This window comes from Streptomyces sp. NL15-2K (genome assembly GCF_030551255.1).
GTDB lineage: Bacteria > Actinomycetota > Actinomycetes > Streptomycetales > Streptomycetaceae > Streptomyces.
Map to the genome: position 1 here is coordinate 7,217,275 of NZ_CP130630.1, position 16,345 is coordinate 7,233,619.

General features: G+C 69.4%; 14 protein-coding genes. 12 read left to right on the forward strand and 2 right to left on the reverse strand.

All coding sequences use genetic code 11. The annotated features are described in order from the left end of the window. Positions 1-6: 6 nt before the first annotated feature. Both Q4V64_RS32675 and Q4V64_RS32680 read left to right on the forward strand, forming a co-directional pair. Positions 7-945: an N-acetylneuraminate synthase family protein gene (locus Q4V64_RS32675; RefSeq protein ID WP_124439660.1), complete on the forward strand. Its 939-nt coding sequence runs from the start codon at positions 7-9 to the stop codon at positions 943-945. A gap of 157 nt (positions 946-1,102) precedes the next feature. After that, entirely contained in the window at positions 1,103-2,167 is a 1,065-nt protein-coding gene (locus Q4V64_RS32680) for a hypothetical protein (protein ID WP_124439659.1), read from the forward strand. A gap of 70 nt (positions 2,168-2,237) precedes the next feature. Here Q4V64_RS32680 and Q4V64_RS32685 read toward each other — a convergent pair whose 3' ends face one another. Beyond that, positions 2,238-2,897 (reverse strand): class I SAM-dependent methyltransferase, encoded by a 660-nt coding sequence (locus Q4V64_RS32685; protein ID WP_253266908.1) that lies wholly within the window; start codon positions 2,895-2,897, stop codon positions 2,238-2,240. 305 nt (positions 2,898-3,202) lie between these two features. On the opposite strand from Q4V64_RS32685, the gene Q4V64_RS32690 reads away from it, so the two are divergent. From Q4V64_RS32690 to Q4V64_RS32735, 10 genes are all read left to right on the forward strand, one after another. Continuing rightward, positions 3,203-4,420, forward strand: a complete 1,218-nt coding sequence (locus tag Q4V64_RS32690) for a M20 family metallopeptidase (RefSeq protein ID WP_124439657.1) — start codon at positions 3,203-3,205, stop codon at positions 4,418-4,420. Between the two features lie 415 nt (positions 4,421-4,835). Next, the gene (locus Q4V64_RS32695) at positions 4,836-5,888 is read left to right on the forward strand and encodes a BMP family ABC transporter substrate-binding protein (protein WP_124439656.1); all 1,053 of its coding nucleotides are present in this window, start codon (positions 4,836-4,838) and stop codon (positions 5,886-5,888) included. Between the two features lie 214 nt (positions 5,889-6,102). Then, positions 6,103-6,615 carry a hypothetical protein gene (locus Q4V64_RS32700; protein ID WP_124439655.1) on the forward strand — a complete coding sequence of 171 codons (513 nt, stop codon included), beginning with the start codon at positions 6,103-6,105 and terminating at the stop codon, positions 6,613-6,615. 85 nt (positions 6,616-6,700) lie between these two features. After that, a complete protein-coding gene (locus Q4V64_RS32705; protein WP_124439654.1) occupies positions 6,701-7,735 on the forward strand; it encodes a hypothetical protein in 1,035 nt (344 codons plus the stop codon). 434 nt (positions 7,736-8,169) lie between these two features. Further along, entirely contained in the window at positions 8,170-9,216 is a 1,047-nt protein-coding gene (locus Q4V64_RS32710) for a BMP family ABC transporter substrate-binding protein (protein ID WP_124439653.1), read from the forward strand. Positions 9,217-9,401: 185 nt separating this feature from the next. Next, complete coding sequence (locus Q4V64_RS32715) at positions 9,402-11,036, forward strand: ABC transporter ATP-binding protein (protein ID WP_124439652.1); 1,635 nt, start codon at positions 9,402-9,404, stop codon at positions 11,034-11,036. After that, positions 11,036-12,175, forward strand: coding sequence for an ABC transporter permease (locus tag Q4V64_RS32720; protein WP_124439651.1), 1,140 nt, complete (start codon positions 11,036-11,038; stop codon positions 12,173-12,175). The genes Q4V64_RS32715 and Q4V64_RS32720 overlap by 1 nt, the downstream gene beginning before the upstream one ends. Further along, a complete protein-coding gene (locus Q4V64_RS32725) occupies positions 12,172-13,437 on the forward strand; it encodes an ABC transporter permease (protein ID WP_124439650.1) in 1,266 nt (421 codons plus the stop codon). The genes Q4V64_RS32720 and Q4V64_RS32725 overlap by 4 nt, the downstream gene beginning before the upstream one ends. Then, a complete protein-coding gene (locus tag Q4V64_RS32730) occupies positions 13,434-13,826 on the forward strand; it encodes a cytidine deaminase (RefSeq protein WP_124439649.1) in 393 nt (130 codons plus the stop codon). Before Q4V64_RS32725 ends, Q4V64_RS32730 begins: the two co-directional genes overlap by 4 nt. 93 nt (positions 13,827-13,919) lie before the next feature. Continuing rightward, entirely contained in the window at positions 13,920-15,197 is a 1,278-nt protein-coding gene (locus Q4V64_RS32735; RefSeq protein ID WP_172629163.1) for a thymidine phosphorylase, read from the forward strand. Between the two features lie 124 nt (positions 15,198-15,321). Here Q4V64_RS32735 and Q4V64_RS32740 read toward each other — a convergent pair whose 3' ends face one another. Further along, positions 15,322-16,248, reverse strand: coding sequence for an AEC family transporter (locus Q4V64_RS32740; RefSeq protein WP_124439647.1), 927 nt, complete (start codon positions 16,246-16,248; stop codon positions 15,322-15,324). Positions 16,249-16,345: the final 97 nt, after the last annotated feature.

The window sequence follows — 16,345 nt, forward strand, 5'->3', positions numbered from 1 at the left end:
CCTGCCATGAGCACCAACTCCCGTCTGCGTCAGTTCGGTTCGAAGACCGCCGGCCCGGGCCGGCCGGTCTACATCACCGGCGAGATCGGCATCAACCACAACGGTGAGCTGGAGAACGCCTTCAAGCTGATCGACGCGGCCGCCGAGGCCGGTTGCGACGCCGTCAAGTTCCAGAAGCGCACCCCGGAGATCTGCACCCCGCGCGACCAGTGGGACATCGAGCGCGACACGCCCTGGGGCCGGATGACGTACATCGACTACCGCCACCGCGTGGAGTTCGGCGAGGACGAGTACCGCCAGATCGACGACTACTGCAAGACCAAGAACATCGACTGGTTCGCCTCCCCGTGGGACACCGAGGCCGTCGCCTTCCTGGAGAAGTTCGACGTCCCCGCCCACAAGGTGGCCTCCGCCTCCCTGACCGACGACGAGCTGCTGCGCGCCCTGCGCGCCACCGGCCGTACGGTCATCCTCTCCACCGGCATGTCGACCCCGAAGCAGATCCGCCACGCGGTCGAGGTCCTCGGCAGCGACAACATCCTGCTCTGCCACGCCACGTCGACCTACCCGGCCAAGGCCGAGGAGCTCAACCTGCGCGTGATCAACACCCTCCAGCAGGAGTACCCGAACGTTCCGATCGGCTACTCCGGCCACGAGACCGGCCTGCAGACCACGCTGGCCGCGGTCGCCCTCGGCGCCACCTTCGTGGAGCGCCACATCACCCTGGACCGCGCCATGTGGGGCTCCGACCAGGCCGCCTCGGTCGAGCCGCAGGGCCTCACGCGCCTGGTGCGCGACATCCGCACCATCGAGGCCTCCCTCGGTGACGGCGTGAAGAAGGTCTACGAGTCCGAGCTCGGCCCGATGAAGAAGCTGCGCCGCGTCAGCGGTGTCGTCGCCGAGGCGGAGATCGCGGCGGCGGCGGGCGAGCCCGTCTCGGTCTGAGTCCGGTCCGAACCCGGTCGAACCCTGTCGAACCCGGTGTCCGAACCCCGTCCGAACCCGGTCGAACTCTGTCGAACCCGGTGTCCGAACCCGGTCCGAACCCGTTTTGAACCACCCCCCACCAGAGAATCCCTTACGACGGGACGGTCGTATTTAGATGAGCCCCCGCGCCGGGTCCGCCGGCCCACGCACTCTCGCCTTCGTGGAGAGTCCGGTACAGCTGCTGAACGTGCTGGAGTGGGCGCACGCGCATGCGCCCGGCGCGGGGCTCATCCTCGTCGTCCTGTCCCCGATCGACCCCATGACCCGCGGCCAGCTGCGCCGCATGTCCGAACTCGCCCGCGAGGAGGGCCACGAGGTCCGCTGGGAGGAGGCGCGGGGCGGTGCCATGGCCCCGTTCCAGACCATCGGCGGCCTGGCCGGCATGCTCCGCAAGGCCGACCGGATCGTCCTGGGCGACCCCTTCTCCCGCTACGTACAACTGCTGCTGACGATCACCAAGGCCCGCGACCTGGTCGTCGTCGACGACGGCACGGCCACGATGGAGTTCGTCGCCCAGCTGGCCAGCGGTGAGCGCCTGGTGCGCTGGCACCGCAAGGGCGGCCGCCCCGGCCCCCGCGACCTGGTCTTCGCGCCGGTGTCCTCCGCGGCCCGCAAACGTCTGACCCCGGGGGAGAACCGCAGGGTGGAGATCTTCTCCTCCATGCCCATGGACGAGATGCCTCCGGGCGTGACGGTGACCGCGAACTCCTTCGCCTGGACCCGCTCCCGCTTCGGCCCGCCCCGCATCACCAAGGGCGCCGACATGGTCGGCACCTCGCTGGTGGAGACGGGCGTGGTGGACGGCGACCGGTACCTGGAGGCCGTCGCCTCCCTGGCGAAGACGCACGGCGCGACCCGCTACTTCGCCCACCGCCGGGAGAGCACGGACAAGCTCCACCGGCTGGCCGTGGAGACGGGCCTGGAGATCGTCCGCCCCGACCTCCCCCTGGAACTGATCGCCCGCCGTGGCCCGGTCGGCCGAACGATCCTGAGTTTTCCGTCGACCGTCGTCCACACCCTGCCGCTCGCGCTGTCCGGCACGGAGGTCAAGGTGGCGGTGTGCGACATCGACCCCGAGTGGCTGACGGAGACCGCCTCGCCGCGGGCCCAGGGCTTCCTGTCGGGAGTGACGGGTACGGCCCGCGACGTGCACCGGCTGTCGGCGGTCACCGCGGTGTGACGTGCTTCCTGCGACGTGCTTCGCTTCCTGCGACGTGCTTCCTGCGACGTGCTTCCTGTGACGTACTTCCCTATGTCGGCTTTCTCACCAGCAGGAACGCCCGAGGCCGCGTCTCCTCCTCGTACGGCTCCCGCAGCACCCGCGCGTGCATCTGGAGGCCCGCCGCGGTGAGCTGGTCGGCCACCATGTCCGGCGTACGAAGGTAGAAGTCGAGCGAGATCTCCTGGCCGAACCGCTCCGTCAGGTGCAGGTGCTCCTCCTTGTCGCCGGCCTGGAAGACGAGCAGCACATGGCCGCCGGGCACCAGCACACGGTGGAACTCGGCGAACGTCTCCGGCAGGCGGTCGTCCGGGACGTGGATGATCGAGTAGAGCGCGGTGATACCGCCCAGCGTCCCGTCCGGCAGGTCCAGGGACGTCATCGAACCCACGTGAAAGCGCAGGTCGGGGTGGGCCCGGCGGGCCAGCTCCACCATCCGGGGCGAGACGTCCACTCCGAACACCGGCAGGCCGAGCGCGTGCAGCCGCGCGGTGACGTGCCCGGGGCCACTGCCCAGGTCCGCCACGGGGGCCGACCCGGTGGCGGACACCAGCTCGGCGAAGGCCGTGACCAGCGTGCGGTCCAGGGGTCTGCCGTCGAGCCAGTCGGCCAAGCGCTCGCTGTAGGGGGCGGCGATCGCGTCGTACGACGCACGGACGGCCGCTATGAAATCCGGGCTTTCGATACTCACGCTGCCGCACCCTACTGAGGCGACCAACACGCCCACCCGACCTACAGATGAACAGTCCGACAGGTGAACAGACAGGCGTCTCACACGCGAGGCGTGGTATGCGTGAGGTAGTGGATGGGTGTCATGCGGCGTGTCACCGGCGTCACCCGGCATCCACTCGCCCGAAAAGTCGGGCGAGTGTACCCATCCGGAACGGTACATATGCGTTCGGCGGTCAGATTTTCTTCCCCTGACGGGCTGATCTTTTGTTGATCGAGGTCAGTCGACCGCCCGGGCGTCCTACCCTTCAGAGGGTGAACGACTTGATGTCACTACAGTCCGAGGCCGATCTTCCCGGGGAAGCTCTGCTTCCCGGCGCGCTGCCCGAGGCGCTCCGTGACGAGCTCATCGCCTTCCGCCGCGATCTGCACATGCACCCGGAACTCGGCAACCAGGAGTTCCGCACAACCGCGGCGATCAAGGAGCGGCTGGAGAAGGCCGGCCTGAAGCCGCGTGTGCTCGCCATGGGGACCGGTCTCGTCTGTGACATCGGCGACTCGGACGAGCAGCCCGTGCTCGCCCTCCGTGCCGACATCGACGCCCTGCCCATCCCGGACATGAAGACCGAGTGCCCGTACCGGTCCACCGTGCCGGACCGCGCCCACGCCTGCGGCCACGACGTGCACACCACCGTGGTGCTGGGCGCCGGGCTCGTCCTCGCCGACCTGGACAGACAGGGGCTGCTGCCCCGGCCCGTGCGGCTGCTCTTCCAGCCCGCGGAGGAGGTGCTGCCCGGCGGCGCCGCCGACGCCATCGACTGCGGAGTGCTCGAAGGGGTCGGGCGGATGATCGCCGTGCACTGCGACCCCCGGGTCGACGCCGGGAAGATCGGGCTGCGGGCGGGGGCCATCACCTCGGCCTGCGACCGGCTGGAGATCGCCCTCGAGGGCCCCGGCGGCCACACCGCACGCCCCCACCTGACCACCGACCTGGTGACGGCCGCCGCCCGGGTCGTCACCGACGTGCCCGCCATCGTCGCCCGCCGCGTCGACACCCGCGCCGGACTGGCGGTGACCTGGGGCCGGATCGAGTCGGGCCACGCCCCGAACGTGATCCCGCAGCACGCCGAGCTCTCCGCGACCGTACGGTGCCTGGACATCGACGCGTGGCGGCAGGCCCCCGACATCGTGATCGCCGCGATCGACGAGGTCGCCAACCTGCACCGCGCCAAGTCGGAGATCAACTACGTGCGCGGGGTCCCGCCCGTGGTCAACGACGCGGGGACGATCGAGCTGCTCCGGGACGCCATGACGGCCCGCCTCGGCGCGGACTCCGTCGAGGGCACCGAGCAGAGCCTCGGCGGCGAGGACTTCTCCTGGTACCTGGAACACGTGCCCGGCGCCATGGCCCGCCTCGGCGTCCGCCCACCCGGCGAGCGGACCGTGAGCGACCTCCACCAGGGCGACTTCGACGTCGACGAGTCGGCGATCACCGTGGGCGTGGAACTCTTCACCGCGGCGGCGCTCATCGACGGCGGCATCTAGTGCCGCGGCAGGCAACGTTCGCCCCGTCGCGACGCCCGGCACGCACTCTCGCCGCACCGGGCACAGACCCAAGTACATCCAGTACGAGGGCCTGCGCCCGGCACGCCGAGAGCACGCACCGGACGCCGCTCCTTGACGGGCAAACGTTGCCTGCCGCGGCACTAGTCCTGCTGGAGTACTAGGACGCGATACGAGCACTCACTGCTCGCCCCCCTTCCGGTACGGAGAGTCACGGGACCGGAGCGGTGCGGCGTCCCAAGCACACCTTTCGATCCGGTGGTTCACAAGGACGTAACCGGCCATCGGCACGAATGGATAACGGCCAGGCGGAACCCCGTTCCCAGGAGTGTCTACGCGCGTTACTCTGCGCCGAACTCAGCACCCACTGCGGGGCTTGGAGAATGGGGAACTTCTGATGCGTCCGATATCCAAACTGACCCGCGTCGCGGTGGGGGTCGCGTCGCTCGCACTCGCCGCCACGGCCTGTGGTGGCACCAGCAGTGAGAACGAAGACAGCGGCGCCCAGAAGGAGGACCTCGGGCTCGCCATCGCCTACGACATCGGCGGCAAGGGCGACCAGTCCTTCAACGACGCCGCGTACGCCGGCCTGGAGAAGGCCCAGAAGGAGTTCGGCTACAAGACCGACGACGTCGAGCCCAACGAGGGCGAGACCGACGCCGACAAGGAGCAGCGCCTGGCCTCGCTGGCGCGGCAGGGCTACAACCCCGTCATCGGCATCGGCTTCGCCTACGGCCCCGCGATGAAGAAGGTGGCCGCCAAGTACCCGAAGACCACCTTCGGGATCGTCGACTCCGTGGTCGAGGAAAAGAACGTCGCCTCCCTCGTCTTCGCCGAGGAGCAGGCCTCCTACCTCGCCGGCGTCGCCGCCGCCAAGGCCACCAAGACGAACACCGTCGGCTTCGTGGGCGGTGTCGACATCCCGCTGATCCACAAGTTCGAGGCCGGCTACAAGCAGGGCGTCCAGGAGACCAGCGGCGGCAAGGTCAAGGTCGTCTCGCAGTACCTGACCCAGACCGCCGAGGAAGGCGGCTTCGCCAGCCCGGACAAGGGCAAGGCCGCCGCCGAGGGCCAGATCGAGAAGAAGGCCGACGTCGTCTACCAGGCGGCCGGTCTGTCCGGTCAGGGCGTGATCGAGGCCGCGGCCAAGGCGAAGGTCTGGGCGATCGGCGTCGACTCCGACCAGTACCAGCAGGCCGCCCTCGCCCAGTACAAGAACTACATCCTCACCTCCGCCCTCAAGGACGTCGGCGGCGCGGTGTACGCCCTGGCCAAGTCCGTCAAGGACGGCAAGCCGCTGACCGGCGTCCAGACCTTCGACCTGAAGGTGAACGGCGTCGGCCTGGCCGAGACCAACCCCGAGTTCGCGAAGATCGCGGGCCTCTCCGACGCCGTGGCCAAGGCCAAGGCGGGCATCATCGACGGCTCGATCAAGGTCAAGACCGAGTAGTACACCGAGTAGTAGTTCGAGTAGCGGACCGGGTAGTACACCCACTACCGCGAGGTCATGAGCGGGCGGGCGCCGAGAGCGCCCGCCCGCTTCGGCGTTCCCGGCACAACCGTGCTGTTCACTCATTGCGACGCGGGCTGTCAGACTTTGGTCGCCGTGGAGTCGACCATCGGCGGATTACGCGGCCGTCCTGGGCGGCGACAGACTCGCAGACATGAACTTCCGTCAACGTCCGGTTTCCCCCACGGCCGATGCCACCGTGGTCGCTGACTCCCCGCTGGCCGTCATCCTGGTGTGCACCGTGGGCGGGACGGTCATCGGCGGACTCGGTGAACTGGTCTGGGAATGGCTGACGGCCCAGTCCTGGGGGCCACGGATAGGACCGACCAAGCTCCTGACCGTGCTCCCCAGCCCTTGGCCCACCATCGTCGTCGCCGCTGTGGGGGCAGTGGCCGGGCTTCTGCTGGGAGTCGTCGCGGCCCACGAGTCCTTGTCGGTGACCGTCTCGGCCGAGCGTGTGGTCCTGACCATCCAGGACGGACGACGGGAGTTCCCGTGCGACGAGATCGGCCAGGTGCTCTTGGCGAGGAAACAGCTCATCCTGCTTGATCAGAACGGCCAGGAGCTCACACGCCAGGATTGCGATCTGAACCCACGACGCCTTGTCAGCGCCTTCGTCCGGCACGGCTACTCGTGCGCGGAAGGCACGCCCGACAGCACCATCTGACGCACCAAGGTGGCGGCGCGGCCGGAACGACATCGCGGAACTCCACCGGGACGGCAGCCAACAGGTGAAACAGAGGACCAGAAGCGTGGGAATGAAGACGCCACCCGATCCACCGACCGCCAGGGATGTCGCCCAGGTCGGCTCGGGCGCCGCTCGGCACCGGGTGGCCCCGGTGGTGACGCTGTTTCTCATGGCTCCCTTGCTGGGCGAGGTGGTGGGCGCGGCGTTGCGCCTGAGTTATTTCGTGGAGCCCTTGCGGGTGGTCTCGATCCTGTGCTTCTACGGTGCCGGTGTCGTCCTGGTGCGCGAGATCGCGCAACGCCTGCGGCTCAACGGGTGGGGGACAGTTCTGCTCGGTGTCGCCTACGCGCTGATCGAGGAAGGCCTCGCCCTGCAGACGATCTTCAATCCGCAGGGGATGGACGGCGAGACGATGTACGGCCGCGCCGCCGGGGTGAACTGGTTCTGGGCCGTGCTCGTGTGCGGGTACCACGTCGTGTGGAGCGTGCTCATTCCCATTGGCGTGGTGCATGTCCTGTTCCCCCGGGAGAGCGGGTCCCCGTGGTTGTCGCCACGGAAGTTGCCGGTCTTCGGTGGGGTGTTCGCCCTCGGTACGGCGCTCTTCACGCTGATTTCTCTTCTGCGGTCGGATTTCCGCCTCTCCATCGTCGAGATCGGCGCGGTGCTCGCGATCGTGGGACTGCTGATCGGTGCCGCGTCGCGCTGCCGGGCCCGAGACACACCGCGTGTACCGCGGCGGCTGCCCGGGACGATGCGCGCCGGGTGGACGGGGCTGGGCTTCGGACTGGTCTGGTTCGCCTTCCACCTGATGGCATTCATCGGCGGCGGCATACCGTTCGTATGGTGGGTGCTCGCAGCCGTGCTGGTCGCCATCGCCGCCGCGGCGATCGTGGCCCGCTGGATGCGGCACGGCTGGACGGCGCGGCACCAGTTGGTGGCATCCTTCGGCGCGGTGCTTGCCGCTGGACTGTTCGGACTGCTGCTGGTTTGCCTCGGGGACCACTTGGTGGATGTGGTCTTCGAGGTGATCGTGATCGGCGGGCTCGTCGTCGGCTACCTCTGGGCTCGTCGGCGAGCCGGCCCGGCAGCTTCACCATGAAGCAGTAGTCGACCGTGGCCTCACGACCGGCAATCCTGTCCCGACCTCGAAGTCCGGGTGGCGCTGGTCCGGATCCGGCGCAGTGCGGTGCCGGCTCACTTGCGGTCGTCAATGGTGCCAGGCGTGGCCGCCGGTGTTGTGCACAAAGCGTTCACTCGCATCACCGACCCGGCCGTCCGCAATCTGCCGACGATCGGTGCCGTCGTCCTCGCTCGCGTGGCCCATCGCCCCGCTCACCTGCGCCGAAAATAGAACCGTCGCTTCCCTGAAACCTGATCCGCCGGACAGGCGCGCGTCGCCTCGGCCACGGCCCGATAACAAGGTGGACAGAAGGGGTTTTCAGGCAGGTCTACGCGCGTTAATCTGCGGCGAAGCCAGCGCCGCAGCCGAACCGTCCGGCGCTTGTACAAGCTTGTACGACAGGAGCACCACACATGCGCCGGATTTCCCGGATCTCGGTCGCAGGCGCAGCGACCGCCTCTCTGGCCCTCGCCCTCGCCGCCTGCGGCTCCACCTCGACGTCCGGCTCGTCGGACGAGAAGGGCAACATGGGTCTCGCCATCGCGTACGACGTCGGCGGCAAGGGCGACCAGTCCTTCAACGACGCGGCGTACGCGGGCCTGGAGCAGGCGAAGAAGGAGTTCGGCTACGACACGGCCGACATCGAGCCCACCGAGGGCGAGACGGACGCCGACAAGACCCAGCGCCTGGTCTCGCTGGCGAAGCAGGGCCACAACCCGGTGATCGGCGTCGGCTACGCGTACGCGCCTGCCGTCAAGGAGGCCGCGGCGAAGTACCCGGACACCACCTTCGGCATCGTGGACGACTCCACGATCAGCGCGAAGAACGTCGCCGACCTGGTCTTCTCCGAGGAACAGGCCTCCTACCTCGCCGGTGTCGCCGCCGCCAAGAACACCAAGAGCGACGTCGTCGGCTTCGTCGGCGGCGTGGACATCCCGCTGATCCACAAGTTCCAGGCGGGCTTCGCGCAGGGCGTCAAGGACACCGACCCCAAGGTCCAGGTCCTGTCCCAGTACCTCACCCAGACCGCCGAGGAGGGTGGCTTCGCCAGCCCCGACAAGGGCAAGACGGCCGCCGAGGGCCAGATCGAGAAGAAGGCCGACGTCGTCTACGCGGCCGCCGGTCTGTCCGGCCAGGGCGTGATCGAGGCCGCCGCCGCCAACAAGGTCTGGGCGATCGGGGTCGACTCCGACCAGTACCAGCAGGAAGCCCTCGCGAAGTACAAGGACTCCATCCTGACCTCGGCGATGAAGGACGTCGCCAAGGCGGTGTACAGCCTGGCCAAGTCGGTCGAGGACGGCAAACCCGAGACCGGTATCGTCAGGGGCGATCTGAAGACCGGCGAGGTGGGCCTGTCGAACTCCAACCCGAAGTTCGCGGATGACGCCGAGGTCCAGGAAGCCATCAAGACGGCCAAGGAGAAGATCATCAGCGGCGAGATCAAGGTCAAGAGCAGCTGATCGTGCAACACCCGAGCAGTTGACTGAGCAACACCCCGAGCAGCGTGTAACCCCGGGGTTACGTCCGCTCAACGGGGTACGGGGAGGCTGTCTCCCCGTACCCCGTTGTCACGGGCGTCGGGCCCCTTTCGATGCCGTAGGGGCGCTACGCGCGTAGACGACCCCCGTCCCCAGGAGAGTGCGCCATAAACGCGTCCAGCAGCCCTCCGGCCGGAGCGGCGGTCGCCGGTCAGACGACCGCCGTCGAACTCGCCGGGATCACCAAGCGTTTCCCGGGCGTCGTGGCCAACCACGACATCCATCTCACCGTCCGCAAGGGCACCGTCCACGCCCTCGTCGGCGAGAACGGCGCCGGCAAGTCGACCCTGATGAAGATCCTCTACGGCATGCAGAAGCCGGACGAGGGCACCATCGCGATCGACGGCGAGCAGGTGAGCTTCTCGTCGCCGGCCGACGCCATCGTCCGGGGCATAGGCATGGTGCACCAGCACTTCATGCTCGCCGACAACCTGACGGTGCTCGAGAACGTGGTCCTGGGCAGCGAGAAGCTGTACGGCATCGGCGCCCGCGCCCGCCGCAAGATCAAGGAGATCTCCGAGCGCTACGGCCTCGAGGTCCGCCCCGACGTCCTGGTGGAGGAACTCGGCGTCGCCGCCCGCCAGCGCGTGGAGATCCTCAAGGTCCTCTACCGCGGCGCCCGCACCCTGATCCTGGACGAGCCGACGGCCGTCCTGGTGCCGCAGGAGGTGGACGCGCTCTTCGCCAACCTCCGCGAGCTCCGCTCCGAGGGACTGTCGGTCATCTTCATCTCCCACAAGCTGGGCGAGGTCCTCTCGGTCGCCGACGAGATCACCGTCATCCGCCGCGGCACGACCGTCGGCACCGCCGTCCCCGCCGAGACCACCCCGCGCCAGCTCGCCGAGATGATGGTCGGCAGCGAACTGCCCACGCCCGAGACCGCCGAGTCCACGGTCACCGACCGCCCGGTCATCACCGTCGACAAGCTGCGCCTGGAGGCACCCGGCGGCAAGGCCCTCCTCGACGACATCAGCTTCACCATCCACGCGGGCGAGGTGCTGGGCATAGCCGGCGTCGAGGGCAACGGCCAGACCGAACTGGTCGACGCGCTCATCGGCCTCAAGCACGCCGACTCCGGCAGGATCACACTGATCGACGAGGAGATCACCGCCTGGCCCACCCGCCGGCGCCGCGAGCAGGGCATCGGCTACATCCCCGAGGACCGCCACCGCCACGGCCTGCTCCTGGAGGCCCCCCTCTGGGAGAACCGCATCCTCGGCCACGTCACCGAGAAGCCCAACGCCAAGGGCGTATGGCTGGACCCGAAGGCCGCCCAGGACGACACCCGGCGCATCGTCGAGGCGTACGACGTCCGCACCCCCGGCATCGACGTCACCGCCGCCTCCCTGTCCGGCGGCAACCAGCAGAAGCTGATCGTCGGCCGCGAGATGAGCCACAAGCCGCGCTTCCTCATCGCCGCCCACCCCACCCGCGGTGTGGACGTCGGCGCGCAGGCCGCGATCTGGGACCACATCCGTGAGGCCCGCCGCGAGGGCCTGGCCGTGCTGCTGATCTCCGCCGACCTGGATGAGCTGATCGGCCTGTCCGACACCCTCCGCGTGATCTACAACGGCATGCTGGTCGCCGACGCCGACCCGGCCACCATCACCCCGGAGGAGCTCGGCTCCGCCATGACCGGTGCCGCGACCGGCCACCTGGAGCACGAAGAGACCGCCGAGCCCGGCGCACACATCCCCGAGATCCGTAAGTCTCCCGAGGCTCCGGAAGACGAGGCCCGCTGATGAAGAAGTTCGACAGGGAGCGCGTGCTCCTCGCGGTGGCCGGACCGGTCATCGCGCTCGCCGTGGCCTTCGCCCTGAGCGCGATCGTGCTGGTCTCCTCGGGCAAGAACCCGGTCGAGCCGTTCTCGATCATGTTCGAGCAGGCCTCGTTCTCCGACATCCAGGTCCTGATCATCAACCAGGCCTCGATGTACTACATCGCCGCGCTCGCGGTGGCCATCGGCTTCCGGATGAACCTGTTCAACATCGGCGTCGACGGCCAGTACCAGCTCGCCGCCATGATGGCCGCGATCGTCGGCGCCCACGCCAACCTGCCGGCCGCCCTCCAGGTCCCGCTGCTGCTCCTGACCGCCGCCTGCACCGGCGCCTTCTGGTCCGGCATCGCCGGTGTCCTCAAGGTCACCCGCGGGGTCAGCGAGGTCGTCGCGACGATCATGCTCAACGCGATCGCCACCTCCGTCATCGCCTACCTGTGGCTGCCGAACGTCTTCGGCGTCAAGGTCGGCAACAACAACACCACCGGCGACATGCACTCCTCGGGCTGGGTGCCCGGCATCGACATGGGCGCGGCCGGCGAGATCTACGGCCTGGTCATCCTCGCCGTGCTGCTCGGCATCGGCTACTGGGTCGCCCTCAACCGCACCCGCTTCGGCTTCGACCTGCGCGCCTCCGGCGCCTCGGAGTCCGCCGCCGCGGCCAGTGGTGTCGACCCCAAGCGCATGGTGCTCACGGCCATGCTGCTCTCCGGCGGCATCGCCGGTCTCGCGGGCCTGCCGATCCTGCTCGGCGACGCGCACACCTACAACCTGAACTTCCCCACCGGCATCGGCTTCCTCGGCATCGGCATCGCCCTGCTGGGCCGCAACAGCCCGGTCGGCATCGCCTTCGCCGCCCTGCTGTGGGCGTGGCTCGACAAGGCCTCGCCCGAGCTGGACTTCCACGGATACGACAAGGAGATCGCGGTCATCATGCAAGGCCTGATCGTGCTCTCGGTCGTCGTCTCCTACGAGGCCGTCCGCGAGTGGGGCCTGCGCCGCCAGCAGCGCCGGGTCGGCGCGGAGCTGGCCGCCGGTCACGTCCTCGGCTCCTCCGAATCCACCGACGGCAACAACTCCCTGAAGGAGGTGGCCGGCCGATGACCACCGTGACCGACCTCAACCAGCCCACGCTGCAGCCCGCGGCGCCGACCGGCCGCCGCCTGTCGTGGCCCGTCCTGCTGCTGATCATCGCCGGCGGACTGGCGCTCACCTCGATCGTCCGCCTCATCACCGGCGCCGACGGCATCACGAACGTCAGCCAGATGTCCACCGCGCTCCAGCTCGCCGTGCCGATCGGCCTCGCCGGCCTCGGCGGCCTGTGGGCCGAGCGCGCGGGCGTCGTCAACATCGGCCTCGAGGGCATGATGATCCTCGGCACCTGGTTCGGTGCCTGGGCCGGATTCCAGTGGGGCCCGTGGACCGGTGTCCTGGTCGGCATCATCGGCGGCGCGATCGGCGGCCTGCTGCACGCCATCGTCACCGTCACCTTCAACGTCAACCACATCGTCTCCGGTGTGGCCATCAACATCCTCGCCCTCGGCGCCACCCGCTACCTCGCCCCCCTCGCCTTCGAGGGCCACCAGGGCGGCTCCGCCAAGCAGTCACCGGCGGTGGACTCCCTCGGCGACTTCACGGTTCCCGGCCTGTCCGACGCGCTCAGGGACCTCAACGAAAAGGGCTGGTTCCTGATCTCGGACATCGCCGGCCTGCTCGGCGGGCTGGTCACCAACGTCTCCTGGCTGACCCTGATCGCCGTGGCGCTGGTCCCCGCCAGCTGGTGGATCCTGTGGCGCACCGCCTTCGGCCTGCGCCTGCGCTCCTGCGGTGAGAACCCGGTCGCCGCGGAGTCCCTCGGCGTCAACGTCTACAAGTACAAGTACCTGGCCGTGATCATCTCCGGCGGCCTGGCCGGCCTAGGCGGCGTCTTCCTCTCCACCGTGGCCAACCCCTTCTACCTGGAGGGCCAGGTCAGCGGCCGCGGCTACATCGGTCTCGCCGCGATGATCTTCGGCAACTGGATGCCGGGCGGTCTCGCCATCGGCGCGGGCCTGTTCGGCTACACCGACAGCCTCAACCTGCGCGGCGGCTCCGTGAACGTCCACGCGCTGCTGCTGCTCGGCGCGCTGCTGCTGATCATCGGCGCGATCTGGCTGGTGGTCCGGAAGAAGTACGTCCAGGCCGTGATCACCGCGGTCGTCGGCGCCCTGGTCTTCGCCTGGTACGCCGCCACCGACGAGGTCCCGAACCAGGTCGTCTCCGCCACCCCGTACGTCATCACGCTCGTCGTCCTCGCCCTGTCGGCCCAGCGCCTGCGGATGCCGAAGGCGGACGGCATGCCGTACCGGAAGGGACAGGGCAAGTGACCGACGTCGACTGGGAGGCACTGCGTACGGCGGCCCGGGACGCCATGTCCCGGGCGTACGCCCCGTACTCGGGCTACCCGGTCGGCGCCGCCGCCCTGGTCGACGACGGCCGCACGGTGACGGGCTGCAATGTCGAGAACGCCTCCTACGGCATCGGCCTGTGCGCCGAATGCGGGCTGGTCTCGCAGCTGCAGCTCACCGGCGGCGGCCGGCTGACGCACTTCGTGTGCGTGGACGGGCGGGGCGAGGTCCTCGTCCCGTGCGGCCGCTGCCGCCAGCTGCTGTACGAGTTCGGCGGCCCGGGCATGCTCCTGGAGACCCCGGCGGGCATCCTGCCGCTGTCCTGGATGCTGCCGCAGGCCTTCGGGCCGGGGCATCTCACCAAGTAACTCCCGTGCGGCCCCTCTGAGTCGCTCGCGCCAGTCGCTCAGGGGGCCGCGCGGTTTCTGAATGTTTTTCGGAAGGAAGGCCAAGCCATGGCCATGGACGCCATCTCCGTCATCCGCACCAAGCGGGACCGCGGTGAGCTCAGCGACGAGCAGATCGACTGGGTCATCGACGCGTACACCCGCGGGGAGGTCGCCGACGAGCAGATGTCCGCGCTCGCCATGGCGATCCTGCTCAACGGCATGAACCGCCGGGAGATCGCCCGCTGGACGGCCGCGATGATCGCCTCCGGCGAGCGCATGGACTTCTCGACGCTGTCCCGCCCGACCGCGGACAAGCACTCGACGGGCGGCGTCGGCGACAAGATCACCCTCCCGCTGGCCCCGCTGGTGGCGGCGTGCGGCGCGGCGGTCCCACAGCTGTCGGGCCGGGGCCTGGGCCACACCGGCGGCACGCTGGACAAGCTGGAGTCGATCCCCGGCTGGCGGGCACTGCTCTCGAACGAGGAGATGCTCTCGGTCCTGGACGGCGCCGGCGCGGTGATCTGCGCGGCGGGCGACGGCCTGGCACCGGCGGACAAGAAGCTCTACGCACTGCGCGACGTGACCGGCACGGTCGAGGCGATCCCCCTGATCGCCTCCTCGATCATGTCCAAGAAGATCGCGGAGGGCACGGGCTCGCTGGTCCTGGACGTGAAGGTGGGCACGGGCGCCTTCATGAAGACGCTGGAGGACGCCCGCGAACTGGCGTCGACGATGGTCGGCCTGGGCACGGACCACGCGGTGAGGACGGTGGCCCTCCTGACGGACATGTCGACGCCGCTCGGCCTGACGGCGGGCAACGCGCTGGAGGTCAGGGAATCGGTCGAGGTCCTCGCCGGCGGCGGCCCTTCCGATGTGGTGGAGCTGACCCTGGCCCTGGCGCGCGAGATGCTCGACGCGGCCGGCGTGAAGGACGCCGACCCGGCGAAGGCCCTGGCCGACGGCTCGGCGATGGACGTCTGGCGCCGAATGATCGCGGCCCAGGGCGGCGACCCGGACGCGGAGTTGCCGGTGGCGCGTGAGCAGCACGTGATCAAGGCCCCGTCCTCGGGCGTCCTGACCCGCCTCGACGCCTACGACATCGGCATCGCCGCCTGGCGCCTGGGCGCCGGACGCGCCCGCAAGGAGGACCCGGTGCAGGCGGGCGCGGGCGTGGAGATGCACGCCAAGCCGGGCGACACGGTGACGGAGGGCCAGCCTTTGCTGACACTCCACACGGACACGCCGGAGCGGTTCGCGTACGCGCTGGAGGCGGTGGAGGGCTCGTACGACATCGCGGCGCTGGGGACGGACTTCACGGCTTCGCCGGTGGTGCTGGAGCGTATTGCCTGACGCGCGGTGTCCACCGACGTGCCGTGTCCACTGACGTGCGGTATTGCCTGACGTACGGGAGAGAGGCCGGGCCTTCCTCGCAGGTCCCGGCCCTTTCCGTAGGCCGGCGGCCCGTGGGTCCGCGTCAGCCGAGCAGCGCCGCCACCGCCACCAGCACCGGCACGGACAGCACCGTCGACAGCAGTATCGAGTCCCGCGCCAACCCCTCGCCGACGCGATAGCGGCTCGCGTACGTGAAGAGGTTCTGGGCGGCGGGGAGAGCCGAGGTCACCACCACGTCGAGCAAGGGCGCCCCGTGCAGCCCGAACACCCCCGCCGCCAGCGCCCAGGCCACCACCGGCTGGACCACCGACTTCAGCGCGACCGACAGCAGGACCGGGTGGCGGTCGGCGCCCCGGCCGGGCATCGCGCTGCCGCACAAGGAGATGCCGAAGGCGAGCAGGACCGCCGGGACGGACATGTTGCCGATCAGGGTCAGGGGGTCCATGACGGGGGACGGGACGCGGATGCCGGCCGCCGAGACCGCGACCCCGGCCAGTGAGCCCGCCGCTATCGGGTTGCGCAGGGGCGTCAGCAGGCGCTGCCACACAGGGCCCTTGTCGCTCTCGCCCTTGCCCGCCAGGTCCAGGATCGTCAGGGCGACGGGCGTGAGGACGAGGAGCTGGAACAGCAGCACCGGCGCCACCAGCGAGGCGTCGCCCAGGACGTACACGGCGATCGGGATGCCGAGATTGCCGGAGTTGACGTAGCTGGAGCACAGCGCGCCGATCGTCGTCCGGCCCAGGCCCCAGCCGCGTACGACACCCACCGCGACGAAGATCCCCGCCGCCGCTGCCGTGCTCAGCGCGGTCACCAGCAGACGGCTTGAGAAGATCAGCGACAGGTCGGTCCGCGCCAGCGTCGTGAACAGCAGGGCAGGTGAGGCCACGTGAAAGGCGAGCCTGGTCAGCACCTCGCGGCCGTGGTCGCCGAGGTGGCCGCCCCGGCCGATCGCATAGCCGACGCCGATGACGACGGCGATCACCGCGAAGCCCGTCAACACCCCCTGCACGGAATCTCCCCGCAGGTGAGGAGTCCGTCGGCCGGGCAGGGAGACGCTGATCTGTGGGGCATACACCCAACCCTCCGGGGAAGGCGGGGCGCAGGTC

Excerpts from the sequence above, each read along its gene's own strand:
- Q4V64_RS32675 (WP_124439660.1), top strand. The coding sequence starts at position 7 with ATGAGCACCAACTCCCGTCTGCGTCAGTTCGGTTCGAAGACCGCCGGC.
- Q4V64_RS32680 (WP_124439659.1), top strand. The coding sequence starts at position 1,103 with ATGAGCCCCCGCGCCGGGTCCGCCGGCCCACGCACTCTCGCCTTCGTG.
- Q4V64_RS32690 (WP_124439657.1), top strand. The coding sequence starts at position 3,203 with ATGTCACTACAGTCCGAGGCCGATCTTCCCGGGGAAGCTCTGCTTCCC.
- Q4V64_RS32695 (WP_124439656.1), top strand. The coding sequence starts at position 4,836 with ATGCGTCCGATATCCAAACTGACCCGCGTCGCGGTGGGGGTCGCGTCG.
- Q4V64_RS32700 (WP_124439655.1), top strand. The coding sequence starts at position 6,103 with ATGAACTTCCGTCAACGTCCGGTTTCCCCCACGGCCGATGCCACCGTG.
- Q4V64_RS32710 (WP_124439653.1), top strand. The coding sequence starts at position 8,170 with ATGCGCCGGATTTCCCGGATCTCGGTCGCAGGCGCAGCGACCGCCTCT.
- Q4V64_RS32720 (WP_124439651.1), top strand. The coding sequence starts at position 11,036 with ATGAAGAAGTTCGACAGGGAGCGCGTGCTCCTCGCGGTGGCCGGACCG.
- Q4V64_RS32725 (WP_124439650.1), top strand. The coding sequence starts at position 12,172 with ATGACCACCGTGACCGACCTCAACCAGCCCACGCTGCAGCCCGCGGCG.
- Q4V64_RS32735 (WP_172629163.1), top strand. The coding sequence starts at position 13,920 with ATGGACGCCATCTCCGTCATCCGCACCAAGCGGGACCGCGGTGAGCTC.